Consider the following 22,051-nt stretch of genomic DNA (forward strand, 5'->3'; position numbering starts at 1 on the left):
GGAACCAGTTCCCTGCGACGAAGTTAGCGTTCGCCAAAAGGGCTTGGGACCGCGGCAAGCGGTACAATTTCGGAGCTGGCGATGACGATCCTGAAATGGGCGCTGATCTTCCTACTTGTCTCGATCGTGGCCGGCGTGCTCGGCTTCACCGGCATCTCGGCCGCTTCCGCCGACATCGCCCGCTTCCTGTTCTACGTGTTCGTCGCGATTTTCCTGGTGCTGCTGATACTCGGGCTCACGATATTCAGGGCGTAGCGGGGCTCGCGTCAGCATTCCCAGTCGTCGTGCCCGGGCTTGTCCCGGGCATCCACGTCCTTTGTATCCGCGGCAGCCAAGAACGTGGATGGCCGGGACAAGCCCGGCCATGACAGCAGGCCCTATGTGGGCTTACCCCACTTCCTCGATCTTCACCTTGTCCGGATAGAAGGCGAGATGGCCCGAAATCTCGGTCATCGCGGGGAAGGGCGCCTCATAGGTCCAGATCGCGTTGTCCAGCGTCTTGCCGTCGGCCCTGACGCTGTAATAGCTCGCATCCCCTTTGTAGGGGCAATGGGTGACACGGTCGGTGCGCTCCAGCAGCGCCATATTGGCGTCCTGTCGCGGCACATATTGCACCGCCGGATATTTCGCCTCTTTCAGCGTCAGCGCCTTGGTGGTCTCGGCGATCACGATATCGCCGGCCGTGACGCGGACGCGCCGGGGATTTGGGGTAATGGTGATGGGGTGGTCGGGCCCTGGAAGCTTCATGATTCACGCCTTTTTCGATCACTCTGCCGCGCGCGGCACTTTGTCGTGGCTTTATCCAGATCGGATCACCGATATAGTGCCGGAAGGCGTGACGTAGAAGACCGTTCACGCTAAGTTTGGGCCCGCCGGCAAGTTTGGCTTTGCAGATCCGGACCCCGGCAGCGATTCGACGACAAGGCTGATTGCAGCCGAGACAGGAGCACGACCCGAATGCCAATGGACGCCCACGATATCGAGGCGATGATCAAGGCGGCGATCCCCGATGCCGAGGTGACCATCCGTGACCTCGCCGGGGACGGCGATCACTATGCCGCGACCGTGATCTCGGAAACCTTCCGCGGCAAGTCCCGCGTCCAGCAGCACCAGATCGTCTATCAGTCCCTGCGCGGCCAGATGGGCGGCGTGCTGCATGCGCTGGCGCTGCAAACCGGTGTGCCGGGCGCCTGATCTGCTCGTGACGGGGGGATGACGATGGCTGCGGACAATCCGCGCGGCGCGATGTTTCGCGTCATCCTGCCAAACCAGCACAGCCGCGTCACCAATGCCGAGCTGTTCTTCGACCTCGTCTTCGTCTTCGCGATCACGCAGGTCTCGCACACATTGCTGCACCATTTCACGCCGCTCGGTGCGGTGCATGTCGCGGTGCTGTTTCTCGCGGTATGGTGGGTGTGGGTCTACACCGCCTGGGTCACCAACTGGCTCGATCCCGAACTGACGCCGGTCCGGATCCTGATCTTCCTGATGATGCTGGGCGGTCTCGTGCTGTCCACGACGATCCCGACCGCGTTCGAGGGGCGGGGCCTGTGGTTCGCGATCGCCTACGCAACGATGCAGGTCGGGCGCACAGCCTTCTGGATGTTTGCAACGCCGCGGCATCGAACTGCGGTCCGGCACAATGCGATCCGCATCCTGACGTGGCTCTCGGTCTCCGCGATCTTCTGGATTCTCGGCGGCCTCGCCCATGACGAGGCGCGACTATGGTTCTGGATCGTGGCGCTGACGATCGAATACATCTCGCCGGCGGTCCGCTTCTGGGTGCCGAAGCTGGGCTTCTCGTCGGTCGAGGCCTGGGCAGTCGAGGGCGGCCATATGGCCGAGCGCTGCTCGCTGTTCGTCATCATCGCGCTTGGCGAGGCCGTCGTCGTCAACGGCGCGACCTTTGCCGAGCTGGACTGGACCGCGGACAACATTCTGGCCTTCGTCTCCGCACTGGTCGGCAGCATTGCGATGTGGTGGGTCTATTTCCACAAGGGCGCCGAGGCCGGCGCCGAGCGCATCTCGAAATCCGCCGAATCCGGCCGGTTGGCGCGGCTCGCCTACACCTATCTGCACATGCCGATCGTCGCTGGCATCATCCTGACCGCGGTCTCCGACGAGCTCGTGCTGAAGCATCCGGTCGGGCATTCAGATATCAGGACCATCGTCAGCACGATCGGCGGTCCCTTGCTGTTCCTGGTCGGCACCATCCTGTTCAAGCACGCGATCCGCGGCTTCCTCCAGCTCTCGCACGGGATCGGCATCATCGCGCTCGCGGCGCTGTCGTGGTTCGCCGCCGAGCTGTCCCCGCTATGGCTGTCGGTCGCCGCGACGGTGATCATGATCGTTGTTGCGGTATGGGAGTCGGTCTCGCTGGGATCGACGCCGGAAGAAGCCGAGGAGCATCAGAGCACGGACCGCGGTAGCGCCTGACTTGAACGCCTCGTCCTTCGAGACGACCGCTCCGCGGTCTCCTCAGGATGAGGCTAATCAGCGCCGGTGCCCGTCGAAACTGCTGCCACGGATACCGTCCTCATCCTGAGGAGCCCGCCTAAGGCGGGCGTCTCGAAGGATGCGCCGCAGGAAACGCAGGAATTTCTACTCCGCCGCCTCCAGCGCGTGCACCGAGAACATCTTCGCGGCATCGGTCCAGCTCTCACGCACACGCCAGCCCGCGCCCTGCGCCAGCGCGGCAAAACGCTCGAGGCTGTATTTGTAGCTGTTCTCGGTGTGGATGCTCTCGCCCGCGCGGAACGAAAAGCTGGTGCCGAGCAGGCGCACGGTCTGGCTCTTCTTGCTGATCAGGTGCATCTCGATGCGGTGCCGCTCGCGATTGTAGATCGCGCGATGGGTGAAGGCGGAGAGATCGAAATTTCCCCCGAGCTCGCGGTTGATCCGCACCAGCACATTGAGGTTGAAGCGCGCGGTGACGCCGGCGGCGTCGTTATAGGCGTCGTGGAGCAGGCGCTCCTCCTTCTCGAGGTCGGCGCCGATGATCATCTGCGCACCCCGGCCCAGGATGGCGCGCGCGCTCTTCAGGAAGGCCTGCGCTTCATGCGGCTCGAAATTGCCGATCGTCGAGCCCGGGAAGAACCCGACCTTGGGCATGGTCGCCACCGCCTTGGGCAGCTCGAACGGCGTGGTGAAGTCGGCCGCCACCGGGTAGATTCCGAGTGACGGAAAATCCCGCTTCAGGCCGTTTGCCTGCGCCGTCAGGAAGTCGCCGGAGATGTCGACGGGCACATAGGCCGCGAACTTGCACTGGTTGAGCAGCAGGCGGACCTTTGTGGTCGCGCCTGCGCCGAATTCGACGAGGGCGGCGTGCTCCGGAATGATTTTCGCGATTTCGCTGCCGCGCTCCTTCAGGATCGCCAGCTCGGTGCGCGTCGGGTAATATTCCGGCAGCCGTGTGATCGCTTCGAACAATTCCGATCCGGCTGCATCATAGAAATACTTCGGCGACAGCTTTTTGGGCTGCTGCGAGAGGTCCTCGATGGCCTCGCGCGCAAAGGCGGTGGTTTGTTCGTCGGGAAGATGGGCTTCGGCCAAAGCGCTAGCGTGCACATTCATGATACTCTCCTGAACGCGCTGTCCGGCGCGCATTTGTCGTCGGATGAGAATTTTACTCGTAGTCGGCGAGCCGCAGTCCCGTGAATTGCCAGCGGTGGTGCGGATAAAAGAAGTTGCGATAGGTAATACGGCTGTGCCCCTCCGGGGTTGCAAGCGAAGAGCCGCGCAGCACCAGCTGGTTGACCATGAACTTGCCGTTGTATTCGCCGAGCGCGCCTTCGATGGCGCGATAGCCGGGGTAAGGCGAGTAGGACGATCGCGTCCACTGCCAGACGATGCCGAAGGCATCGTTGAGCTGGCCCGCGCGGGCCGCGACCTCCCACTCCATCTCGGTCGGCAGATGTTTTCCGGCCCAGCGCGCAAAGGCGTCAGCCTCGTAATAGCTGACGTGGCAGACGGGCGCGTCAGGATCGACCGGCTTGAGGCCGGCCAGCGTCATCACATGCCATTGGCCGTCGATCTCGCGCCAATGGCCGGGGGCGTCCCAGCCTTCGTTGTTGACGGCTGCAAAACCGTCCATCAGCCACAGCGTTGCGGTCCGGTAGCCGCCGTCGCGCATGAAGGCGAGCCATTCGCCATTGGTGACGAGATTGCGTGCGAGCTTGACCGGGCCGACGAGGGCGCGATGCGCCGGCTTCTCGTTGTCGAAATGAAAACTGTCATCGACGTGACCGACGGTATGGATGCCTTCGTTCAGCGTCAGCCAATCCTCACTGGCTGGCGTCGCGGTCGGGAAGCGCCAGTCCGGATCATAGGCCGGCGGAATCGGGTTCTGCGCAAAGGCGTGCAGGATGTCGGTGAACATTAATTCCTGATGCTGCTGCTCGTGATTGAGGCCGACCTCGACCAGCGGCGCGATCTCGCGAAGCTTGTCCTCGCCGGCGTCGCGGAAGAATTTCACGACGGCAGCGTCGACATATTTTCGATAGGCGCCGACCTGATCGGCGCTCGGGCGGGTGATGTCGCCGCGGTGATTGCGGGAATGGCGCGGGCCGGCGCTGACGTAATAGGAATTGAACAGGAAGGCGAAGTCAGGGTGAAAGGGCCGGTAGCCCGCACAGTGGACGCCGAGCACGAACTGCTCCCAGAACCAGGTGGTGTGCGCCCGGTGCCATTTCGTCGGGCTCGCGTCCGGCATGGACTGGATCTGCTGGTCCTCCGGCGACAGCGGTGCGGCCCGGCGCTCGGTCTCGTCGCGGACGGCGAGAAACGCGTCTTCCAGCCTCTGGGCAAGACCGCCCAAATCGACCGACGGTGACGGAGCGGAGGCCGTAGCGGAGGCTTGTTTCGTCACGTTTTTCTCCAGACAGGACAAGAGAACGTTGTTGGCGTGGACGGGTTCCAAAGCGCCGGGTTCGTCCTAGATAGGGGCTCCGTGACGGTATGAAAGTCCTCCCTGACGATGATATTCGTGGCATCATGCAATGGGCCGGTGGTGCCGAGAGCGGTCCCCCAGGAGCCGCTCGCCGCCATTTTACTTTGGATGCACAACGGTTTGGGCTACATATATACCCAGGTATCGGGTTAGATCGGTGGAGCCAGCCCGAAGCGATTGGAGTGGGCTCCGCCCCATAAGGACACGGATATGAGCATCGAGGAATTCATCGCCAACGAAGTGAAGTCGAACGACGTGGTTCTGTTCATGAAGGGTACACCGCAATTTCCGCAATGCGGGTTCTCCGGCCAGGTCGTCCAGATTCTCGACCACATCGGCGTCGGCTATAAGGGCCTCAACGTTCTCGAATCCGCCGAACTGCGCAACGGCATCAAGGACTATTCGAACTGGCCGACCATTCCGCAGCTCTATGTGAAGGGCGAGTTCGTCGGCGGCTGCGACATTGTCCGCGAGATGTTCCAGGCTGGTGAATTGCAGCAGCTCTTCTCCGAAAAGGGCGTCGCTGTCGCGGCCTGATACATGACCCAGCTGACGCGCCGGATCGGCGGCGCGGAGCTCAAGGTCATCGTTGCTGACATCACCACGCTGAGCGTTGACGCCATCGTCAACGCGGCCAACACGTCGCTCCTGGGTGGGGGCGGCGTGGATGGCGCGATCCATCGGGCGGCCGGGCCCGAGCTTCTAGCCGAGTGCCGGAAGCTCGGAGGATGCCCGACCGGCGATGCCAAGATCACCAAGGGTTACCTTCTTCCTGCGCGCCATGTGATCCATGCGGTCGGCCCGGTCTGGCACGGGGGCACTCGCGGCGAGGCAGAGGCGCTGGGCTCCTGTTATCGCCGTGCGCTCGAGCTCTGTGAGGCCAATCAGCTGAGGTCCGTGGCGTTCTCCGCGATTTCGACCGGGGTTTACGGCTTTCCGGCCGACCAGGCCGCGAAGATTGCGGTCCATGCGACCATTGAAGCCCTGCAGGCCGCGCCGCTGGTCGCCGACGTCATATTTTGTTGTTTCTCGGAAAAGAGCGCGGCTCTGCACGCGGACGTTTTGGCGCAGTACGGCGGCCCTTGTGCCTGATGACGTGGTCGGTACACTCCGCCGGGCCATGTTCCGGGGAGGGGATATGATTTCACAGTCTGGACTGCGCGCGCTGGTCTGCGCCGCGCTTGTGCCGTTGGGTGCGATGTCGTTTGCGCGGGCGGAGGGCACCTACGAGATTCCGGCCGGCGCGCATTTCAACCAGGACAAGCTCGCCAAAGTCACCGAGTTCTTCAAGAACGAGGTCGCGACCGGCAAGATCGCCGGCGCAAATGTGCTCATCAAGCAACATGGCAAGCCGGTCTACCACGAAGTCTTCGGCGTGCAGGACGCGGTCAGCAAGGCGCCGATCACCGACAAGACGATCTTCCGCCTGTTCTCGATGAGCAAGGCGATCACTTCCGTCGTCGCAGTGAAGTTGATCGAGGAAGGTACGATCAAGCTCGACGATCCCGTCTCGAAATACATTCCGTCCTTTGCCAATGTGAAAGTCGGCGTCGAGAAGAAAGCCGAGGACGGCACCAAGTCGCTCGAGCTCGTGCCGCCGAACCGGCCGATGACGGTGCACGATTTGATGACGCACACCTCGGGCGTCACCTACGGCTTCTACGGCGACAGCCTGGTCCGCAAGGCCTATCGCGAAGCCAACATCTATGCCGGCGATTTCGACCTCGCCGAGTTCGCCGAGCGCATCGCAAAACTTCCGCTGCACAACCAGCCGGGCGCGCTGTGGCAATACGGCCATTCCACCGACATCCTGGCGCGGGTCATGGAAGTCGCGGCCGGCAAGCCGCTCATCGAGATCGAGCGGGAGAAGCTGCTCGACCCGCTCGGCATGGTCGACACCGGCTTCTTCGTCACCGATCCCGAGAAGCAGAAGCTGCTGGCGCAGCCGGTGCCGAACGACAGTGATTTCCGGGTCGGGCGGATCAATGATCCGACGGTCGTCAAAAAGATCCAGTTCGCCAGCGGCGGTATGGTTACGACCATGGCGGATTATGAGCGCTTTACGCAGATGTTGCTCAACGGCGGCAGCCTCGACGGCAAGACCATTCTCAAACCCGAGACGTTCAAGCTGATGGCCACCGACCAGATTGGCCCCAAGTCGGGCGTCGATCGCGATTATTTCTACTTCCCCGGCGATGGCTTCGGCTTCGGTCTCGGACTTGCGGTCCGCACCGATCCCGGCAACGCAAAACCGCCGCCGCCCGGCGATCTCGGCGAATTGAAATGGGACGGCGCCTCCGGCTGCTATTTCGTGATCGATCCCAAGCAGGACATGTTCTTCGTGCTGCTGGAGCAGACCCCGACCGAGCGCCAGCGTGTGCAGCGGACATTGAAGCAGCTGGTCTATGAAGCGATGGAGAATTGACATGTTCGGGCGCCGCGCATTGATCGCGGCGCTCGTTCTTCTCGCCGGCGGCATCGTTGCGAAGGCGGGCTCCGAGAGACCTGCGGTCCGCACGCTCTCGCCCGCGGGGCTGGCGAAGGTTTCCGACTACATCCGCAACGAGGTCGCCACCGGCAAGATCCCCGGCGCCATCCTGCTGCTTCAGCAGCACGGCAAGCCGGTGTATTACCAGAATTTCGGCGTCCGCGACGTCGCGACCGAACTCTCGATGAGCGCGGACACGATCTTCCGCCTCTACTCGATGTCGAAGCCGGTCACTTCCGTGATGGCGATGATGCTGGTCGAGGAGGGCAGACTTTCGCTCGACGATCCCGTCTCGAAATACATTCCGGCCTTCGCCGGCATGAAGGTCGGCATCGAGAAGAAGGCCGAGGACGGCAAAGTCGCCCTGGCGATGGAGCCGCTGGAGCGACCCATCACAATCACGGATCTGCTGCGCCACACCTCAGGGCTGCCTTACGGCTATTACGGCGGCGGCATGGTGCGCGAGCTCTATGCGGACGCCAATCTCTTCAACAGCAATCTGACCAACGCCGAATTCGCCGCCAAGGTCGCCACGCTGCCCCTGGTCGAGCAGCCGGGCACGGTGTGGGACTATGGCTATTCCACCGACGTGCTCGGCCGCGTCGTCGAAATCATCGCGGGAAAGACGCTGCTGCAATTCGAGAAGGAGCGGCTGCTCGATCCGCTGGGCATGACCGAGACGGCTTTCTTCGTCGCAGATCCCGCCAAATTCCCGCGCATCGCCGAGCCGATGCCGGAGGATCGCTACATCAATCCGACGACGCAGCTCCGCGACATCAGGCGGCCCGCGACCTGGGAATCGGGCGGCGGCGGCATGGTCGGCACGGTAGGCGACTACGCCCGCTTCGCACAGATGCTGCTCAACGGCGGCACTTATGAGGGCCGACGCTATCTCAAGCCGGAGGCCATCGCGCTGATGGCGTCGGATCATATCGGTCCGGAGACGAAGATCGCGCGCGACCAGAACTATTATCCGGGCGGATCTTCCGGCTTCGGACTCGGCTTCGCCGTACGCACCTCGGTGCCCCCTGGAACGGCGTGGCCGCTCGGAGAATATCGCTGGGACGGCGTCGGCGGCACGTTCTTCTTCATCGATCCCGAGGACGATCTGTTCGGGATCTTCATGGTGCAGACCCCGACGCAGCGTGGCCGGATTCAACTGGCGCTGAAGACGTTGATCTACCAGGCGATGGGGCGGTGAACCGCCGTTGTTTTGCTGTCGGATAAGAGCAGTAGCCCGGATGAGCGCAGCGACATCCGGGGTCTCTGCGAGTGAAGTCCCGGGTATCGCTTCGCTCACCCGGGCTACAGGACTGCTCGGCTTACACCCCGCGCACGATCTCGCGGATATATCCGATCGTCTCCTCGATCTGACTCGCATTGACGTCGAGATGGGTGCAGGCGCGGATGCGGCCGTCCATCATCGCAAGCGTGACGCCGCGCTGGCGCAGCGCCGCGACCATCTTGTCGCCGGGAATACCGGCACCATCGGGCTTGAAGAACACCAGGTTGGTTTCGGGCTCCTGCACCTCGACGCCTGCGATCTGCGACAGTCCGCGGGCGAGCGCGCGCGCATTGGCGTGATCGTCGGCAAGCCGCTCGACGTGATGGTCGAGCGCGTAGATGCAGGCCGCCGCGCAGATTCCGGCCTGTCGCATCGAGCCGCCGAGCCGCTGCTTCCACTGCCAGACCGCATCGATGAAGGCGCGCGAGCCCGCCAGCACGCCGCCGAGCGGCGCGCCCAAGCCTTTCGAGAAGTCGATCCAGGCCGAATCCCAGCCCGCGGTCATGTCGCGCGGCGAGATGCCGCTCGCGACAGTGGCGTTGAGCAGGCGCGCGCCGTCCATGTGGGTGACGAGGCCATATTGTTTCGCGATCGCGACGATCTCGTCGAGAGCGGCCTTCTTCCAGATCGTGCCGCCGCCGATATTGGCGGTCTGCTCGACGCTGACCACGGTCTGCGGCGGTTGGTAGCGGGTGCGCGGATGCAGCGCTTTGCGGAACGTCTCCGGCGTGAACTGGCCGTCGGGTCCCTTCAATTGCGTGACCTGGAAGCCGCCGATCGCGGCATGCGCCCCGCCTTCGCGCGCGATGATGTGCGCGCTTTCATGCGCGAGGATCTCGTCGCCGGGGCGGCAATGCACCAGCGTCGCGGTGACGTTGCACATGGTGCCTGACGGCATGTACACCGCGGCTTCCTTGCCGAGCAGCTCGGCGACGCGCGCGCACAGGGCGTTCACGGTCGGATCGTCGCCGACCTGCTCGTCGCCGACCTCCGCCCGCGCCATCGCCTCGCGCATCGCAGGTGTCGGCTTGGTCTGTGTGTCCGAGAGCAAATTGATGCGCACCGGCGGCGCCTTGGGATCGATCGGGGAAGGGGTGTAGAGCATCAACTTGCTCCCTAAGGGAATGGTACCCACTCGCGGTCAGCGAGTTCTGGGTGGACGGCGAGCGGCGTGACGAAACCGCATAATAACGATTTCCGTCACAGTCACACGATAGTCTATCAGATACGGATAAGGATTGACCGGCAAGCGACGGACGTATGCACGAGTGGTCGGTCGTCCTGCATAAGGGTGAGCCTGGAGCAGCGCGATGAGAGCAGCAATGCGGTCGCGCGCGTGGCTCGCTCCCTGGAGCGATCGCGCCTCGATATAGGTCAGAACTTCGTCGATCTGGGCGAGTGCTCGCTTTGTGTAACGGACATTCAGAGCCCGTGCTTTGTCCACATCGCTCGAACTTCGTCAGCGCTGGCCAGTTCGCCACGGGCGATTTCAGCTTCGGCCTCGGCGAGATCGGCCTCTTCCGCCGCCGTCAGCTGGATCGGAGGCTGATCGACCCCGGCGAGCTCAAGCAGCGTCCGCGCCAGCTCGTCCTGCTCTGAATCGGGCAGCGCGGAAACCGTGTTAAAGGCCTCTTCCAGAAGACGCGTCATCATGTAGCTCCATTACTTGCAATCATAGCACAAGTGGATCGAGACATGGGAATGGCTGGCCCAAACAAAAAGGCCCCGGAAACCGGGGCCTTTGAACTTTGATCTGCCTAGCTATCAGCGCGAATAGAATTCGACGACCAGATGCGGCTCCATCTGCACCGGGAACGGCACGTCCGAGAGGTGCGGGATGCGAATGTATTTCGCGGTCATCTTGCCGTGGTCGACTTCGAGATAGTCGGGGGTGTCACGCTCGGAGAGCTGGCTGGCTTCGAGGACGTGGGCGAGCTGTTTCGAGGATTCTTTGACCTCGATCACGTCGCCGAGCTTGACCAGATAGCTCGAGATGTTGACCTTGCGGCCGTTCACCTTGACGTGGCCGTGATTGATGAACTGGCGCGCGGCGAAGATCGTCGAGACGAACTTGGCGCGGTACACGACCGCGTCGAGACGGCGCTCGAGCAGGCCGATCAGGTTCTCGCCGGTGTCACCCTTGAGGCGGCTGGCCTCGACATAGATGCTGTGGAACTGACGCTCGGAGATGTTGGCGTAATAGCCCTTCAGCTTCTGCTTGGCGCGCAGCTGCACGCCGAAGTCGGAGAGCTTGCCCTTGCGGCGCTGGCCGTGCTGGCCGGGGCCGTATTCGCGGCGGTTCACGGGGCTCTTCGGGCGGCCCCAGATGTTCTGGCCCATACGGCGATCGAGTTTGTACTTCGCCTCACTGCGCTTAGTCATCGCGTCCTCTTCAGGTACTTGGTTTGAGGAAACGCGCCCTCCTGTGTGACGGGCTAGCCCGGCACTGACAGGTCCGATCCCCAAAGCTTAAGGGACAGGACCACGGGTCGCGAAACGCTTCGCGGGCCGAAATCGGCCCGCGAGCAAGCGGCTTTTAGGGGGATTTGGGGCTCGCTGTCAATGCGAATGGCCTGGAATCACGTTCCGACCGCCCGGATCGGCTTTGACCCGGCCGCCCGCAATTCGGCAGCGATTTCAGTGTTCAGGACCTGTTCCAGCCTCGTCAGGACCCGGGCGATGGGGGCGGCGTCGGTGACCCGGTGATCCCAACGAATCACGACATGGATGGTCTGGTCAGGCCCGACCACCCCATAGCTGACGATGAAGGGTCCGGGCGTGATGGGGTGAAGCTCGCCACCGCCATAGGCGGCCACCGAGCTCACCGCGAAGCTGCCGAACCAGTTGCCGCGCTGCCGGCCGAAATTCAGTCCTATCGCCCAGGACAGCCGCCGCAGCGGCAGCGGCAGGCGGGTCGCCTGCATGATCTTGCGGAACATGGGAATTTCGTCGATCGGGGCGGTCTTGGCGTGCCGGATCTCGGCATCGACCGCAGCCAGCGTCATGGCCTCGGGAGCCGCGATTCGCTGCGGGATCACGCATTCCTCGCCGCCCTCGACCCGGGCAATGGCCACCGACGCCACGCTCTTCGGCAGTTCGTAAAGCGACGGCCAGGGCCATTTGGCATAGACGGTACGCAGGACCGGCTCGTCCCTGGCGACGAGGGCAAAAGCCTTGACGAACATGGCCGCCCAGCCGGCTGGTGCCATCGCGCCCGCGCGGGCCTCTAGCAGAGGGCCGATATCGAGCGAACGGGACAGGGACACGAAGGGCACGCCCATCGAGGCGTGCATGAGGTCGACAATCAGGCGACGCGGCAGCGAAATGGTCTTGGGCGTCCCGCGCATCGCTCTTTGGTTTCCCCTGATTAAAGTTTGTGCAGCGAGCGGGGTTCCCGCTCGCCGCCTGCTCTAGCACGAACCAACCCGCGTGGGGCCGGTCGGTTCGCCGCATCAGGGTGCCGGCGAGGCCAGCGGCTTGGTCTTATCGACGATGTAAACCCCAAGCACTTTCATAGCCTTATCGCCGTGGGCTTTGGCGTCATGCACGACGCCTGCCGGGATCTGGTAGGAATCGCCAGCTTTCAGCGTCTTTTCCGGCTGCCCGTCGATAAGGAGATTGAGTTCGCCTTCGAGCACGTAACCGGTCTCGATGCCCGGATGGGTATGGCGACCGGCCGCGCCGCCCGCCGGGACCTCCGCGACGGCCGTGATGGTGTTGTAGCCATCCGGAAATTCGACCTTCTGGAGCGGGGTGCGTTTGATGCCGGGCTGCTGGGCGAAGGCCGCAACAGCGAGGCCGGTGAAGGCGAGAGCGAGCAAAGTCTTTTTGAACATGGTTTTTTCCTCCCTGGAACGACTGAGCCTAGCAGCGCAGCAGTTCCCGGCAAGGTGGCAATCGGCTTTGCCGTCAGCGCTTGATCCCCTCGAACGCCGCAATGATGCCGCGCTGGAATAGCGACCAGTCGAAGCCGAGCGCGATCGCGCGGTAGCCGCGGTCGACCAAGGCGTTGGCCTGGTCTGCGGTCCGCGCCACGCCGCCGATCGGCACGCCGCTTCTGAGGATGCCGGCCTCGGCCCGCGCCACCAGTTCCAGCAATTCCGGATCGTCCATCTGGCCGCGCTTGTTGATGGAGGTGGCGAGATCGCCGGGGCCGATTACGGCGACGTCGATGCCGGGCGTGGCCATGATCTCGTCGATGCGGTTGACGGCGTCGACGTGCTCGATCGTGATCATGCAGATCATCTCGTCGTCGGCGCTGGCCATGTAGTCCGGCATCGACTGGCCCCAGCGGAATGGCGCATGGAACGGACCCCAGAGCCGATCGCCGCGTGGCGGATAGCGCACGCTGCGCACCGCTTTCTCGGCTTCAGTGCGATTGGTAATCATCGGGAAATTGATGCCGAAGGCGCCGATGTCCATCGGTGCCTTCGCAAGCCATGGCTCGTTCGCCGCGATCCGCACCAGCGGTGTGCACGGTGTGCCGGTGGTGGCCGCGATCATCGCATGTGCTTCGGTCAATCCAATCGGCCCATGCTCGAGATCGACGATGATCCAGTCGAGTGAGCGCGCCATGATCTGCACGGTCTGCACGCTCGGGATCGTCGCGATCGCGCCGAAGGCGGGACGACCCTCGCGCCAGAGCTGGCGAAGACGGTTGAGCGGCGTGGTCGGGACGGACATGGGAAAGAACCTGCAGGAAACGACGACGGCGGAGCCTAGCAGCGCGCCGTCGAGGCGCAAGGTCAGGCCGGAATGCGGCCGCCGAAGAACGGCGTCAGCATGGCCGAAAGGCCATGCGCTCGGTTCGAGGTGAAGATCATCTCAGCGCCGGATTGCGCGATGCCGCCGGTGTGCGGGCCGAGCAGATCCGAGACGCGGCGAGCGATCGCGGGCGCCGGATCGATCCAGTCGACCGGCCAGGGCGCGAGCTGTTTCAGCCGGTCGAGCAGCAGCGGGTAATGGGTGCAGGCGAGCACCACCGTGTCGGTGCGTGCGCCTGCGTCCCCGGCATCGCCGACGAAGCACGGGGCGAGCTCGGCGAGGATGGCGTCGTCGCTGACGGGAGAGCCGCTGAGCTCTGCTTCGGCCAGCGCGGCCAGCTCGGGCGAGCCGACCAGCGTCACCTCGCAGCCTTGCGCGAAATCGCGGATCAGCGCCTTGGTGTATTCGCGCTTCACCGTGCCTTTGGTGCCGAGCACCGACACCCGCCGGCTTCTCGACTGCGCGCAGGCCGGCTTGATCGCCGGCACCGTGCCGACGAAGGGCAAGGAATAAGCGGCGCGTAAGTGCGATAGGACCAGGGTAGACGCCGTGTTGCAGGCGATGACGACGAGGTCAGGATCGTGCGTGCCGATCAATTCCCCCATCAACGGCACCACGCGGGCGATGATCGCGTCCTCGCTGTGGTGGCCATAGGGGAAGAAGGCGTCGTCCGCGACGTAGACGTAATGCGCGTCGGAGCGCGCGGCCACGACCTCACGCAGGACCGTGAGCCCGCCAAGGCCGGAATCGAACACCAGAATCGTCGGAGAATTGGTCACGTGATCACTCTAGCCGGACATGGTTACCATTCGGTTTTTGGGGCGGTTTTGCGGCAGGGGCGCTGAGGGCTAACCTGGAACGATTCAATTTCGCGATTGCCGCATGGTCCCGGTATCAGCTGCCGTACTGCGGTGCGGATAGGGACAGGCCCGCAAAACTCCGGAGAGCCGACATGATCAGAAATACCAGCAACGGCTGGGGCAGCATTTCCCGATGGCTGCACTGGAGTCTGGCGCTGACCATCATCGGCATGATCGGCTTCGGGTGGTGGATGAACCACATGCCGGCACGTCCCGACCGCTTCTTCTACCGTTCGATCCACGCCGATATCGGCTATGTGATCCTGCTGCTCACCGTGCTGCGCCTGGTCTGGCGCCTCATCAACCCGACGCCCGCCATGCCGGCCGAGACCTCGCGCTGGCAGAAGGTCGCGGCCCATGTCAGTCACGGCGCGCTCTACCTCGCCGTCATCGTCGTCACCATACTCGGTTGGGCGCATTCCGGTGCGCACGCACCTGATTATTCGGACTTCTTCGGCCTGTTTCACGTGCCGCAATTCACCGCTCCCGACCGCGCGGCGGCGGGCGCCTATGAGGACCGCCACATCCTCTTTGCCTATGTGCTGCTCGCCTTGATCGCGGTTCACGTGATCGCCGCCCTGTGGCACCATTTCATCCGCCGCGACCGCGTCGTGGCGCGGATGGTGACGGACGAGGCCTAGTCGCAACCACACCTATGCGTTCTCGGGGCACATCCCACGTTCTGCTTCATGTCTTCAGGAGGCCTCATGCTCACCGTCCATCATCTCGGCAAGTCGCAGTCCGAGCGAATCGTCTGGCTGTGCGAGGAGCTGGGGATTCCCTACGAGTTGAAGCGCTATGCGCGCGATCCCGTCACCATGCTGGCTCCGGCCGAGTACAAGGCACTGCATCCGGCTGGCACGGCGCCTGTGATCACCGACGGCGAGCTGGTGCTCGCGGAATCCGGCGCCGTCGTCGACTACATCGTTGCAAAATATGGCAATGGCCGACTCGTGCTCGGTCCCACTGATCCCGCGTTCGCGCAGTTTCTGTATTGGCTTCATTTCGCCAACGGCACCCTGCAACCCGGCATGGGACGGATGATGATCCTGAACCGGCTGGATCTCGCGAAGGACAATCCGACCCTGCTCGCGATGAAGGGGCGTCTCGATCGGGCCTATGATCTTCTCGACGCAAGGCTTCGCGAGGCCGAATATCTTGCGGGCAGCGCCTTCACGACCGCCGACATCATGACAGTTTTCTCGCTCACCACGATGCGCTACTTCCAGCCCTATGACCTCCAGCGCTGTCCGAACGTGGTCAAATATCTCGGCCGCATCAGCGCGCGGGCGGGCTATCGGAGTGCGATGGAGAAGAGCGATCCGGGCATGGCGTTGCTCTTGAACTGAGCGGCCGCCCAATCGATCATGCGATCCTGTTCGTGGTGGCCGCCCGCTCCGTCGCCAGCTGATTCTGCAACCGATCGATATTTTGCAGCAGGCGCTGGCTGGTCAGCACCAGGAAGTAATAGCCGAACTGCGGATCTTGGAAGTAGATCTCGAGCAACCGGTCATAGGTAATCGTCAACACCTGCCCGTCTTCGATGCATTCGATCGTTCCGGTGCGCCGGTTGCCCGGCGTGAGGAAGCCGAGCTCGCCCATCAGCGCGCCCGGCATGATCTCGATATTGATCTCCTTGACCAGGAACTTGCCGGTGACCGTGAGGAGCATCTCCTTGGCTGGATCGCCGAGTTTGAACAGCGTGTCGCCGTGGCGATATTTGCGTTCGGTCATGAACGGCTTGAGCCATTCGATCGACATGTCGCCTTCGGCCGCATGGCGCGCCTTCTTGACCAGCTTGAGCATCTGCCGCAGGCGCAAGGCGTTGATCGGAAGCAGCAGGAGATAGAGCAGGAAGGTCGAGACGTTGGCGGAGAGCGCGCCGAACACGGCGAAGAACGCGCAGCCGACCATGTTGGCGACGCGCAGCGGCACCATCGTTCGCATCAGGAGGGTGGCGACGAAGAAGCCGGCCCCGACCGCGGCGAACATGTTGGCCAGCGTGATGTTCTGGACGAAGATCTCCAGCATCCGATTGAAGATCGAGTCATAGGTGACGTTGTTCGGATCGAGGCCCATCTGGACCAGGATCTTCGCGATCCTGAGGTTATCCGTCGCCGCCTCGAGAATGCGGTCGAGGATCGACGAAATGTCTGCGCTGCCGGACGGCATGGTACTATCCCCGCGTAAGGCCTTCAGTCACGGTCGGCATTCTCGACATCTATAGCCGAAATCGAACGACGACCGCTTGAATGAAGCTTTCGGCCGCCGTGCCGCAAGAGGCAAATTTTAGCCTGATCGGGCGTTTCGGCAATTGCCTGTTTGACGGTGCGTATGGCCGTGGCGGGCCCGCGATTCGGGGGCCACCGGGTACGAGCCTCGGTGTGGTAGACCTCGGCTGCCGACCGTGGCGGGACCAGGCGTGGGCGTGGGGCGATCCCCCGCCTTAGGGCTTGGCGGGCGGCACGACCTGCTGCTCGACCAGGCTGAGGTGCCCGGGCAGCGAGCCGGCGCGCAGCAGCATGGCGACGCTGTTTGCTTCCTCCATGGTGAAATTGCCGGAGATCTGGCCCGTCCCGCCGGTGATGGGCTCGCGGATCACGGGGGCGGAGATCACCTTGCCGTCGAGCACGATGGCGAAGGGCTTTGCGATATTCTCCTCGGTGATGTGGGCAAAGCGCCGCGTGCCGCGGCCGTTGAAGCGGAATGAGGCGATCGGCTCTTTCGTGGCGCTCGCAAACCCCGGGCCCGCATAGCTGATGTCGTCGCCGTCGAGCACGCTGTCCTTGGCGACCAGATAAAGGCTCTTGTCCTTGAAGCCGGGCAGGACTTCCGTGCCTGCCGGCGGCGTGCCGGATTGCGCCTGCTCAGGCGGCATGGAGAGGTCGATCAGGCGGAAGCCGACCTTGACCCTTCGGGCGAAGACCGCGGTGACGCGCTCGAGCTCCATCACACCGGGCAGGAAGATTCGGATGCGGTCGGTGCCATCGGGCTGGACGCTGGCGAGCTGGACGCCGGCCTCCTTCAGACGCTGCTCGATCATGGCGATGGCATCTTCGACGAGTTCGTGCAACCGCGCGGCGGATGCCGCATTGGTCGGCGCGAGCCTGACCAGTCCGTCGCCGCCGTCGGTCACGGCGAGTGCATGCGACGGCAATCCTTCCGCGGCCGACGCGAGCTTGCGTGCGAGTTGCTCGCGGCCCTTGACATCGGCAATCTTCAACTCGACGCCGCCGTCGCGGATCGCAAGACCGGAGAAGGCGATCTTGCCCTCACGCAGGTTCTTGTAGACGTCGTCGCGCAAATCCGTGACGACGCTCTCGCGCAGGCCATCGGTGTCCACCTTGTAGACGATACGAGACCCGCCGAGCTTCTCCATCTTGCCGCCGATGAAGGCCGAGATCTTGGCGCGCATCTTGTCGAGCTGGCTGTCCTCGGCGAGTGCCGCGCGGGTCGGCGCGAGCACGGCCATTATGGCGAGTGCGACGATCAGCCGTGTGGCGCGGTCCCGCAGGGGCGTCGTCATAATTACCTCGAGTCTTGCGGCGGGGCGCTGGCAGGCGAATCCGATGCATGTTCTTGGTCCCCGGACAGGACGCGGAGGTTCAAAGGCCTCTTATCCGAATGCGACTGCCGTAGCCTTAAGTCATGGACGAACGCCAAATCATCCATCATTCTGTCCGTGCTCGGCCGGCCATCGGTCGGGGCCCCGCCAACCCAAAAAGTCAAAAGACAGGGCGCTGGGACATGCATCTGAGGGAGGACGGAATTCCATGGCGGGCATCCACGCGCTCGATCGGCTCATCGGCGACGACTATCCGGACCTGGCGACGGACGCCGAGGTTCGAGCCTTCGAGCAGGTCCCTTACGCCGATCGCGTCGCGCCCGAGAGCACTTACGACGCCATCAAACTGGGTGCGGTCCGCAACCCCGATGGGCCGGCGATCCAGTTCCTGCAAAATGCCGATCCCGCCGACACGCCGGTCGTGGTCACGTACCGCGACTTCATCGCGCGCGTCACTCAGGCCGCCAACATGTTTCATGCGCTCGGCGTCGAGAAGGGCGACGTCGTCAGCTTCATGCTGCCGCTGGTGCCGGACGCCTTCGTAACGCTGTTCGGCGCGGAGGCCGCCGGCATCGCCAACCCCGTCAACCCCCTGCTGGAGCCGCACCAGATCGCGGAGATTCTGGAAGCGGCGAACACAAAAGTCCTGGTGGCGCTCGGGCCGGTGCCGGGCACCGACATCTGGCAGAAAGTCGAGCAGATCAGGCCGCAACTCAAGCACCTCAAGGCGGTCGTGCAGGTGTTCGGTGGCGGTGACCCGGGGAAGGGAGTCTTTGCCTTCAGCGACCTGATCAAGCAGCAGCCTTCTGAGCGCCTTATCAGCGGCCGCAAGATTCTGGGCAGCGACATCGCCGCCTATTTCCACACCGGCGGCACCACCGGCACGCCAAAGCTGGTGCGGCACACGCATGTCAACCAAGTCTATCAGGCCTGGGCTCTCAACCTGCTGCTGAAGTCGAAACCCGAGCGCCAACATGATGTTCGGCATGCCGCTGTTTCACGTCGGGGGCTCGTTGACGCAAGTGCTGACGACGTTATCGGCCGGCGGTTCGCTGGTCGTGCTGTCGCCGAGCGGATGGCGCAATCCGAATGCGGTGAAGAACATCTGGCAACTGGTCGAGCGCTTCAAGCCGGAGGCGCTGTCGAGCGTCCCGACGGTACTCGCCGCGACGCTCGCGGTGCCGCCTGGCAATGCCGACATCTCCAGCCTGAAATATGCAGCCGGTGGCGGCTCCGCGATCCCGGTCGCGGTCGGGTCTGCGATCCAGGACAAGCTCAAGCTGCCGGTTGTCGAGGTCTATGGCATGACCGAGACCTCGAGCGTTCATACGTTGGCCTATCGGTCGCGGCCGATCCGGCTCGGTTCGGTCGGTCTTGCCATGCCCTACGCACGGGTCCGCATCGTCCAGCTCGATGCCGAGGGCAAGCTGATCCGCGACTGCGCGCCGGACGAGATCGGCGTCGTCATCATGGCCGGGCCCGGCGTGTTCGGCGGCTATCTCAACGACGAGCACAACAAGGGTGCCTTCGTCGACGAGGTCTGGGTCAATTCCGGCGATCTTGGTCGGCTCGATGCCGACGGCTATCTCTGGATCACCGGCCGCGCCAAGGATCTCGTGATCCGCGGCGGCCACAACATCGATCCGGCGCCGATCGAGGAGATCATGTTCCGCCATCCCGCCGTCGGCTTCGCCGCGGTGGTGGGCCAGCCTGACGCCTATGCCGGCGAACTGCCGGTGGGGTACGTGCAGCTGAAGCCGGGCGCGACCGTCGAGCCGGGCGAACTCGAGACATGGGTGCGCGAGCGCACGCCGGAGCGCGCGGCTGTCCCGGTGCAGGTCATCCCGATCGATCCGATGCCTGTGACGGGCGTCGGCAAAGTGTTCAAGCCGCAGCTGCGCTGGGACGCAGCCCAGCGCGTGTTCACGAAGGTGCTGACGCCGCTCACTGAGCGTGGCATCGACTGCAAGGTCCGGGTCGGCGCTCACGGCAGCCACGGCTCGATCGCCACCGTAACGCTGGCGGGCCTGCCGGCGGATCAGCGCGAGGCGGTTGCAAGCGAGGTGCACGCACTGCTTGCGCCGTTCGTGATGCGCCACGAGGTGGTGCAAATGTAACGGACTCAACAGAGGCTTTGGCTCAGCCCGAAGGCAGGGCGACGCTTCGCCGCATTATCCATACCCCTGAGAGAGCCTCTTATGTGACAAATATCACATAGGAAGAATTGGTAATTGAGCGATGGTCCGAATAGTCTCGTGGAATTGCATCCGGGGGGACGCAAGTGATTCCGTTTCGGCTATTTGCTTTGTTGATTTTGGCCATTGGCCTCGCCTGCGGACCGGCCCATGCGGACCGGCGGGTTGCGCTTGTCATCGGCAATTCCGCCTACAAGAGCGCGCCCAAGCTCGGCAACCCTGTCAACGATGCCACTCTGGTCGGCGGCATGTTCAAGAAGGCCGGCTTCGATTCCGTCGACGTCAGGCTGGATCTCAGTGCGAGCGAGATGCGGCGCATGTTGCGTGAGTTCGCCGGCAGGACCCGCGATGCCGACATGGCGGTGATCTATTACGCCGGTCACGGCATCGAGCTGGAAGGCACCAACTATCTTATTCCGATCGACGCGACGCTGGAGACGGACGGCGACGTGCTCGACGAAACCATCCCGGTCGAGCGCGCGCTGTTCGCAGTCGAGCCGGCCAAGCAGCTGCGCCTGATCATCCTGGATGCCTGCCGCGACAATCCATTTTCCAAGACCATGAAGCGGACGCTGGCCTCGCGCGCGATCGGTCGCGGGCTTGCCAAGGTCGAGCCGACCAGCCCCAACACCATGATCGCCTTCGCCGCAAAGGCCGGATCGACGGCGTCTGACGGTGACTCCAGGAACAGCCCGTTCGCCGTCGCTTTGGTCGAGCACTTGCCAAAGCCCGGCCTCGATTTGCGCAAGGCGTTCGGCTTCGTGCGCGACGACGTGCTCAAGAGCACGGGCTACAAGCAGGAGCCCTATGTCTATGGCTCGCTTGGCGGCGACGATGTGCCGCTGGTCGCGACCAAGCCGGCAGCGACCGGTCCGCAGGCCAATCCGCAGGATTCTATTCGCAGGGATTACGAGCTCGCGCTGCAGCTTGCCACGCGCGACGGTTGGGAAGCGTTCCTGGCGCAATATCCCGAGGGGTTCTACGCGAATCTCGCCAAGGGCCAGATGAACAAGATAGCCGCCGAAGAGACGCGCGCCTCGGCCGAGCAAAAAGCGAACGCGGCCGAGCAGCAGAAGGCAAGGCTCATTGCCGAACGCGCCCAGAAGGCCGAGCAGGACAAGGCGGCCGCGGCGGCCAAGGCGGCCGAAGAGGCCCGGATCGCGGCGGAGAAACAGAAGCAGATCGAGCAGGCAAGAGCGGACGCGGCGGAGCACCAGCGCAAGCTGGCCGAAGCTGCCGCCGCGAAAGTGCAAGCCGAGAAGCAGGCGGCGGAGAAGGCCAAGGCCGAGCTGGCCGCCAAGCAGGCCGCCGAGAACGCGGAGCAGGCGGCAAAACCTGTGGCCGATCGGCAGATGCCTGAGGTCGAGCAAAAAGTTGCAGCTCTTTCGCCGGCACCGGCATCCACATTGTCGGCGCCTGATCTGACGAAATCCTTGCAGAGCGAATTGCGCCGCGTCGGCTGCCTGTCCACGACTGCGGACGGCGATTGGAGCGCTGCATCGCAGCGTTCGCTGACGCTCTTCAACAAATATGCCGGCACCCAGTTCGACGCCAAGCTTGCAAGCGTCGACGCGCTCGACGCACTGAAAGCGAGGCCGGGACGGGTCTGCCCGCTCATTTGCAATTTCGGCTCCAAGGCCGACGGTGATCAATGCGTGAAGATCACCTGCCGCGCCGGCTATCGCGTCGGTGACGACAACGAGTGTGAAAAGATTCAGGAGAAGAAGCCGGTCGCCACGCGCGAAGATTCGAGGAGGCGGGATGCGGACCGGAAGGCCTCGGAATCGGCGCCCTCAAAGCCCGAAGCCAGTGGGCAGATTTTTTGCAGTTCGTCTGGCTGTCGTCCGGTGCAGAAAGGATGCAGACTGGTGGCCGGGGCTACGCCTGGAAGATATAACGCCTCCGTAGGAAGCGGCAATTATGAGGTCTGCAACTGATCCTGCAGT

Annotated in this window: 23 protein-coding genes and 1 pseudogene; 11 read left to right on the forward strand and 13 right to left on the reverse strand. The window is 63.6% G+C overall.

All coding sequences use genetic code 11. The features are described 5' to 3' along the window. Positions 1-81: 81 nt before the first annotated feature. Positions 82-255, forward strand: a complete 174-nt coding sequence (locus tag BRA1253DRAFT_RS42415) for a DUF1328 domain-containing protein (RefSeq protein WP_007602280.1) — start codon at positions 82-84, stop codon at positions 253-255. 132 nt (positions 256-387) lie between these two features. On the opposite strand, the gene BRA1253DRAFT_RS35585 is transcribed toward BRA1253DRAFT_RS42415, so the two are convergent. Then, the gene (locus BRA1253DRAFT_RS35585) at positions 388-747 is read right to left on the reverse strand and encodes a DUF427 domain-containing protein (RefSeq protein WP_007602282.1); all 360 of its coding nucleotides are present in this window, start codon (positions 745-747) and stop codon (positions 388-390) included. Positions 748-957: 210 nt separating this feature from the next. On the opposite strand from BRA1253DRAFT_RS35585, the gene BRA1253DRAFT_RS35590 reads away from it, so the two are divergent. After that, positions 958-1,194 (forward strand): BolA/IbaG family iron-sulfur metabolism protein, encoded by a 237-nt coding sequence (locus BRA1253DRAFT_RS35590; RefSeq protein WP_007602284.1) that lies wholly within the window; start codon positions 958-960, stop codon positions 1,192-1,194. A gap of 24 nt (positions 1,195-1,218) precedes the next feature. Then, positions 1,219-2,436, forward strand: a complete 1,218-nt coding sequence (locus BRA1253DRAFT_RS35595; protein ID WP_007602286.1) for a low temperature requirement protein A — start codon at positions 1,219-1,221, stop codon at positions 2,434-2,436. Positions 2,437-2,601: 165 nt separating this feature from the next. Here BRA1253DRAFT_RS35595 and egtD read toward each other — a convergent pair whose 3' ends face one another. Both egtD and egtB read right to left on the reverse strand, forming a co-directional pair. Further along, positions 2,602-3,573, reverse strand: a complete 972-nt coding sequence (egtD, locus tag BRA1253DRAFT_RS35600) for an L-histidine N(alpha)-methyltransferase (protein WP_007602290.1) — start codon at positions 3,571-3,573, stop codon at positions 2,602-2,604. A gap of 52 nt (positions 3,574-3,625) precedes the next feature. Beyond that, positions 3,626-4,918 carry an ergothioneine biosynthesis protein EgtB gene (egtB, locus tag BRA1253DRAFT_RS35605; RefSeq protein WP_035994593.1) on the reverse strand — a complete coding sequence of 431 codons (1,293 nt, stop codon included), beginning with the start codon at positions 4,916-4,918 and terminating at the stop codon, positions 3,626-3,628. A 240-nt stretch (positions 4,919-5,158) separates the two neighbouring features. On the opposite strand from egtB, the gene grxD reads away from it, so the two are divergent. From grxD to BRA1253DRAFT_RS35625, 4 genes are read left to right on the forward strand one after another with little or no spacing between them, the layout of a single operon-like run. Next, positions 5,159-5,485, forward strand: a complete 327-nt coding sequence (grxD, locus tag BRA1253DRAFT_RS35610; protein ID WP_007602294.1) for a Grx4 family monothiol glutaredoxin — start codon at positions 5,159-5,161, stop codon at positions 5,483-5,485. 3 nt (positions 5,486-5,488) lie between these two features. Continuing rightward, positions 5,489-6,040 (forward strand): O-acetyl-ADP-ribose deacetylase, encoded by a 552-nt coding sequence (locus BRA1253DRAFT_RS35615; RefSeq protein WP_007602296.1) that lies wholly within the window; start codon positions 5,489-5,491, stop codon positions 6,038-6,040. Positions 6,041-6,086: 46 nt separating this feature from the next. Continuing rightward, positions 6,087-7,373 (forward strand): serine hydrolase, encoded by a 1,287-nt coding sequence (locus tag BRA1253DRAFT_RS35620; protein WP_007602298.1) that lies wholly within the window; start codon positions 6,087-6,089, stop codon positions 7,371-7,373. Position 7,374: 1 nt separating this feature from the next. Beyond that, the gene (locus tag BRA1253DRAFT_RS35625) at positions 7,375-8,637 is read left to right on the forward strand and encodes a serine hydrolase (RefSeq protein WP_007602300.1); all 1,263 of its coding nucleotides are present in this window, start codon (positions 7,375-7,377) and stop codon (positions 8,635-8,637) included. Between the two features lie 121 nt (positions 8,638-8,758). On the opposite strand, the gene BRA1253DRAFT_RS35630 is transcribed toward BRA1253DRAFT_RS35625, so the two are convergent. The 8 genes from BRA1253DRAFT_RS35630 to murI all read right to left on the reverse strand — a co-directional run bounded on the left by BRA1253DRAFT_RS35630 (position 8,759) and on the right by murI (position 14,264). Beyond that, positions 8,759-9,826: a low specificity L-threonine aldolase gene (locus BRA1253DRAFT_RS35630; RefSeq protein ID WP_007602302.1), complete on the reverse strand. Its 1,068-nt coding sequence runs from the start codon at positions 9,824-9,826 to the stop codon at positions 8,759-8,761. A 36-nt stretch (positions 9,827-9,862) separates the two neighbouring features. After that, positions 9,863-10,165, reverse strand: coding sequence for a type II toxin-antitoxin system RelE/ParE family toxin (locus BRA1253DRAFT_RS42420; RefSeq protein WP_007602304.1), 303 nt, complete (start codon positions 10,163-10,165; stop codon positions 9,863-9,865). After that, entirely contained in the window at positions 10,144-10,371 is a 228-nt protein-coding gene (locus BRA1253DRAFT_RS35635) for a hypothetical protein (protein ID WP_007602306.1), read from the reverse strand. Before BRA1253DRAFT_RS35635 ends, BRA1253DRAFT_RS42420 begins: the two co-directional genes overlap by 22 nt. A gap of 114 nt (positions 10,372-10,485) precedes the next feature. Further along, positions 10,486-11,103, reverse strand: a complete 618-nt coding sequence (gene rpsD / locus BRA1253DRAFT_RS35640) for a 30S ribosomal protein S4 (protein ID WP_007602315.1) — start codon at positions 11,101-11,103, stop codon at positions 10,486-10,488. Between the two features lie 197 nt (positions 11,104-11,300). Further along, positions 11,301-12,068 (reverse strand): hypothetical protein, encoded by a 768-nt coding sequence (locus BRA1253DRAFT_RS35645; RefSeq protein ID WP_007602317.1) that lies wholly within the window; start codon positions 12,066-12,068, stop codon positions 11,301-11,303. Positions 12,069-12,173: 105 nt separating this feature from the next. After that, the gene (locus BRA1253DRAFT_RS35650; RefSeq protein ID WP_007602319.1) at positions 12,174-12,557 is read right to left on the reverse strand and encodes a cupin domain-containing protein; all 384 of its coding nucleotides are present in this window, start codon (positions 12,555-12,557) and stop codon (positions 12,174-12,176) included. A 73-nt stretch (positions 12,558-12,630) separates the two neighbouring features. After that, positions 12,631-13,404 (reverse strand): HpcH/HpaI aldolase/citrate lyase family protein, encoded by a 774-nt coding sequence (locus tag BRA1253DRAFT_RS35655; protein ID WP_007602321.1) that lies wholly within the window; start codon positions 13,402-13,404, stop codon positions 12,631-12,633. Positions 13,405-13,466: 62 nt separating this feature from the next. Further along, positions 13,467-14,264, reverse strand: a complete 798-nt coding sequence (gene murI / locus BRA1253DRAFT_RS35660; RefSeq protein WP_007602323.1) for a glutamate racemase — start codon at positions 14,262-14,264, stop codon at positions 13,467-13,469. A 173-nt stretch (positions 14,265-14,437) separates the two neighbouring features. Between murI and BRA1253DRAFT_RS35665 the strand changes: the two genes are divergently transcribed. Next, a complete protein-coding gene (locus tag BRA1253DRAFT_RS35665) occupies positions 14,438-14,986 on the forward strand; it encodes a cytochrome b (RefSeq protein WP_007602324.1) in 549 nt (182 codons plus the stop codon). 66 nt (positions 14,987-15,052) lie between these two features. Next, a complete protein-coding gene (locus BRA1253DRAFT_RS35670) occupies positions 15,053-15,694 on the forward strand; it encodes a glutathione S-transferase family protein (protein WP_007602325.1) in 642 nt (213 codons plus the stop codon). A 16-nt stretch (positions 15,695-15,710) separates the two neighbouring features. Here the strand turns inward: BRA1253DRAFT_RS35670 and BRA1253DRAFT_RS35675 are convergent, their stop codons facing one another. Together BRA1253DRAFT_RS35675 and BRA1253DRAFT_RS35680 are read right to left on the reverse strand one after the other, a co-directional pair. After that, on the reverse strand, positions 15,711-16,517 hold the full coding sequence (locus tag BRA1253DRAFT_RS35675; protein ID WP_007602326.1) for a Crp/Fnr family transcriptional regulator: 807 nt from the start codon (positions 16,515-16,517) through the stop codon (positions 15,711-15,713). 274 nt (positions 16,518-16,791) lie between these two features. Continuing rightward, on the reverse strand, positions 16,792-17,871 hold the full coding sequence (locus BRA1253DRAFT_RS35680) for a hypothetical protein (protein WP_007602327.1): 1,080 nt from the start codon (positions 17,869-17,871) through the stop codon (positions 16,792-16,794). Between the two features lie 247 nt (positions 17,872-18,118). On the opposite strand from BRA1253DRAFT_RS35680, the pseudogene BRA1253DRAFT_RS35685 reads away from it, so the two are divergent. Continuing rightward, positions 18,119-20,027 (forward strand): annotated as a pseudogene (locus tag BRA1253DRAFT_RS35685) (acyl-CoA synthetase). Positions 20,028-20,218: 191 nt separating this feature from the next. Beyond that, positions 20,219-22,042: a caspase domain-containing protein gene (locus BRA1253DRAFT_RS35690; RefSeq protein ID WP_371261355.1), complete on the forward strand. Its 1,824-nt coding sequence runs from the start codon at positions 20,219-20,221 to the stop codon at positions 22,040-22,042. Positions 22,043-22,051 lie beyond the last annotated feature (9 nt).

It is taken from the genome of Bradyrhizobium sp. WSM1253, from assembly GCF_000244935.1.
Classification (GTDB): Bacteria; Pseudomonadota; Alphaproteobacteria; order Rhizobiales; family Xanthobacteraceae; genus Bradyrhizobium; species Bradyrhizobium canariense.

Excerpts from the sequence above, each read along its gene's own strand:
- egtD (WP_007602290.1), bottom strand. The coding sequence starts at position 3,573 with ATGAATGTGCACGCTAGCGCTTTGGCCGAAGCCCATCTTCCCGACGAA.
- BRA1253DRAFT_RS35615 (WP_007602296.1), top strand. The coding sequence starts at position 5,489 with ATGACCCAGCTGACGCGCCGGATCGGCGGCGCGGAGCTCAAGGTCATC.
- BRA1253DRAFT_RS35665 (WP_007602324.1), top strand. The coding sequence starts at position 14,438 with ATGATCAGAAATACCAGCAACGGCTGGGGCAGCATTTCCCGATGGCTG.
- BRA1253DRAFT_RS35625 (WP_007602300.1), top strand. The coding sequence starts at position 7,375 with ATGTTCGGGCGCCGCGCATTGATCGCGGCGCTCGTTCTTCTCGCCGGC.
- BRA1253DRAFT_RS35680 (WP_007602327.1), bottom strand. The coding sequence starts at position 17,871 with ATGACGACGCCCCTGCGGGACCGCGCCACACGGCTGATCGTCGCACTC.
- BRA1253DRAFT_RS35595 (WP_007602286.1), top strand. The coding sequence starts at position 1,219 with ATGGCTGCGGACAATCCGCGCGGCGCGATGTTTCGCGTCATCCTGCCA.
- BRA1253DRAFT_RS35650 (WP_007602319.1), bottom strand. The coding sequence starts at position 12,557 with ATGTTCAAAAAGACTTTGCTCGCTCTCGCCTTCACCGGCCTCGCTGTT.
- BRA1253DRAFT_RS35590 (WP_007602284.1), top strand. The coding sequence starts at position 958 with ATGCCAATGGACGCCCACGATATCGAGGCGATGATCAAGGCGGCGATC.
- BRA1253DRAFT_RS35645 (WP_007602317.1), bottom strand. The coding sequence starts at position 12,068 with ATGCGCGGGACGCCCAAGACCATTTCGCTGCCGCGTCGCCTGATTGTC.
- BRA1253DRAFT_RS35630 (WP_007602302.1), bottom strand. The coding sequence starts at position 9,826 with ATGCTCTACACCCCTTCCCCGATCGATCCCAAGGCGCCGCCGGTGCGC.
- BRA1253DRAFT_RS35620 (WP_007602298.1), top strand. The coding sequence starts at position 6,087 with ATGATTTCACAGTCTGGACTGCGCGCGCTGGTCTGCGCCGCGCTTGTG.
- grxD (WP_007602294.1), top strand. The coding sequence starts at position 5,159 with ATGAGCATCGAGGAATTCATCGCCAACGAAGTGAAGTCGAACGACGTG.
- BRA1253DRAFT_RS35675 (WP_007602326.1), bottom strand. The coding sequence starts at position 16,517 with ATGCCGTCCGGCAGCGCAGACATTTCGTCGATCCTCGACCGCATTCTC.
- rpsD (WP_007602315.1), bottom strand. The coding sequence starts at position 11,103 with ATGACTAAGCGCAGTGAGGCGAAGTACAAACTCGATCGCCGTATGGGC.
- BRA1253DRAFT_RS35585 (WP_007602282.1), bottom strand. The coding sequence starts at position 747 with ATGAAGCTTCCAGGGCCCGACCACCCCATCACCATTACCCCAAATCCC.
- BRA1253DRAFT_RS35655 (WP_007602321.1), bottom strand. The coding sequence starts at position 13,404 with ATGTCCGTCCCGACCACGCCGCTCAACCGTCTTCGCCAGCTCTGGCGC.
- BRA1253DRAFT_RS35670 (WP_007602325.1), top strand. The coding sequence starts at position 15,053 with ATGCTCACCGTCCATCATCTCGGCAAGTCGCAGTCCGAGCGAATCGTC.
- BRA1253DRAFT_RS35635 (WP_007602306.1), bottom strand. The coding sequence starts at position 10,371 with ATGACGCGTCTTCTGGAAGAGGCCTTTAACACGGTTTCCGCGCTGCCC.
- BRA1253DRAFT_RS42415 (WP_007602280.1), top strand. The coding sequence starts at position 82 with ATGACGATCCTGAAATGGGCGCTGATCTTCCTACTTGTCTCGATCGTG.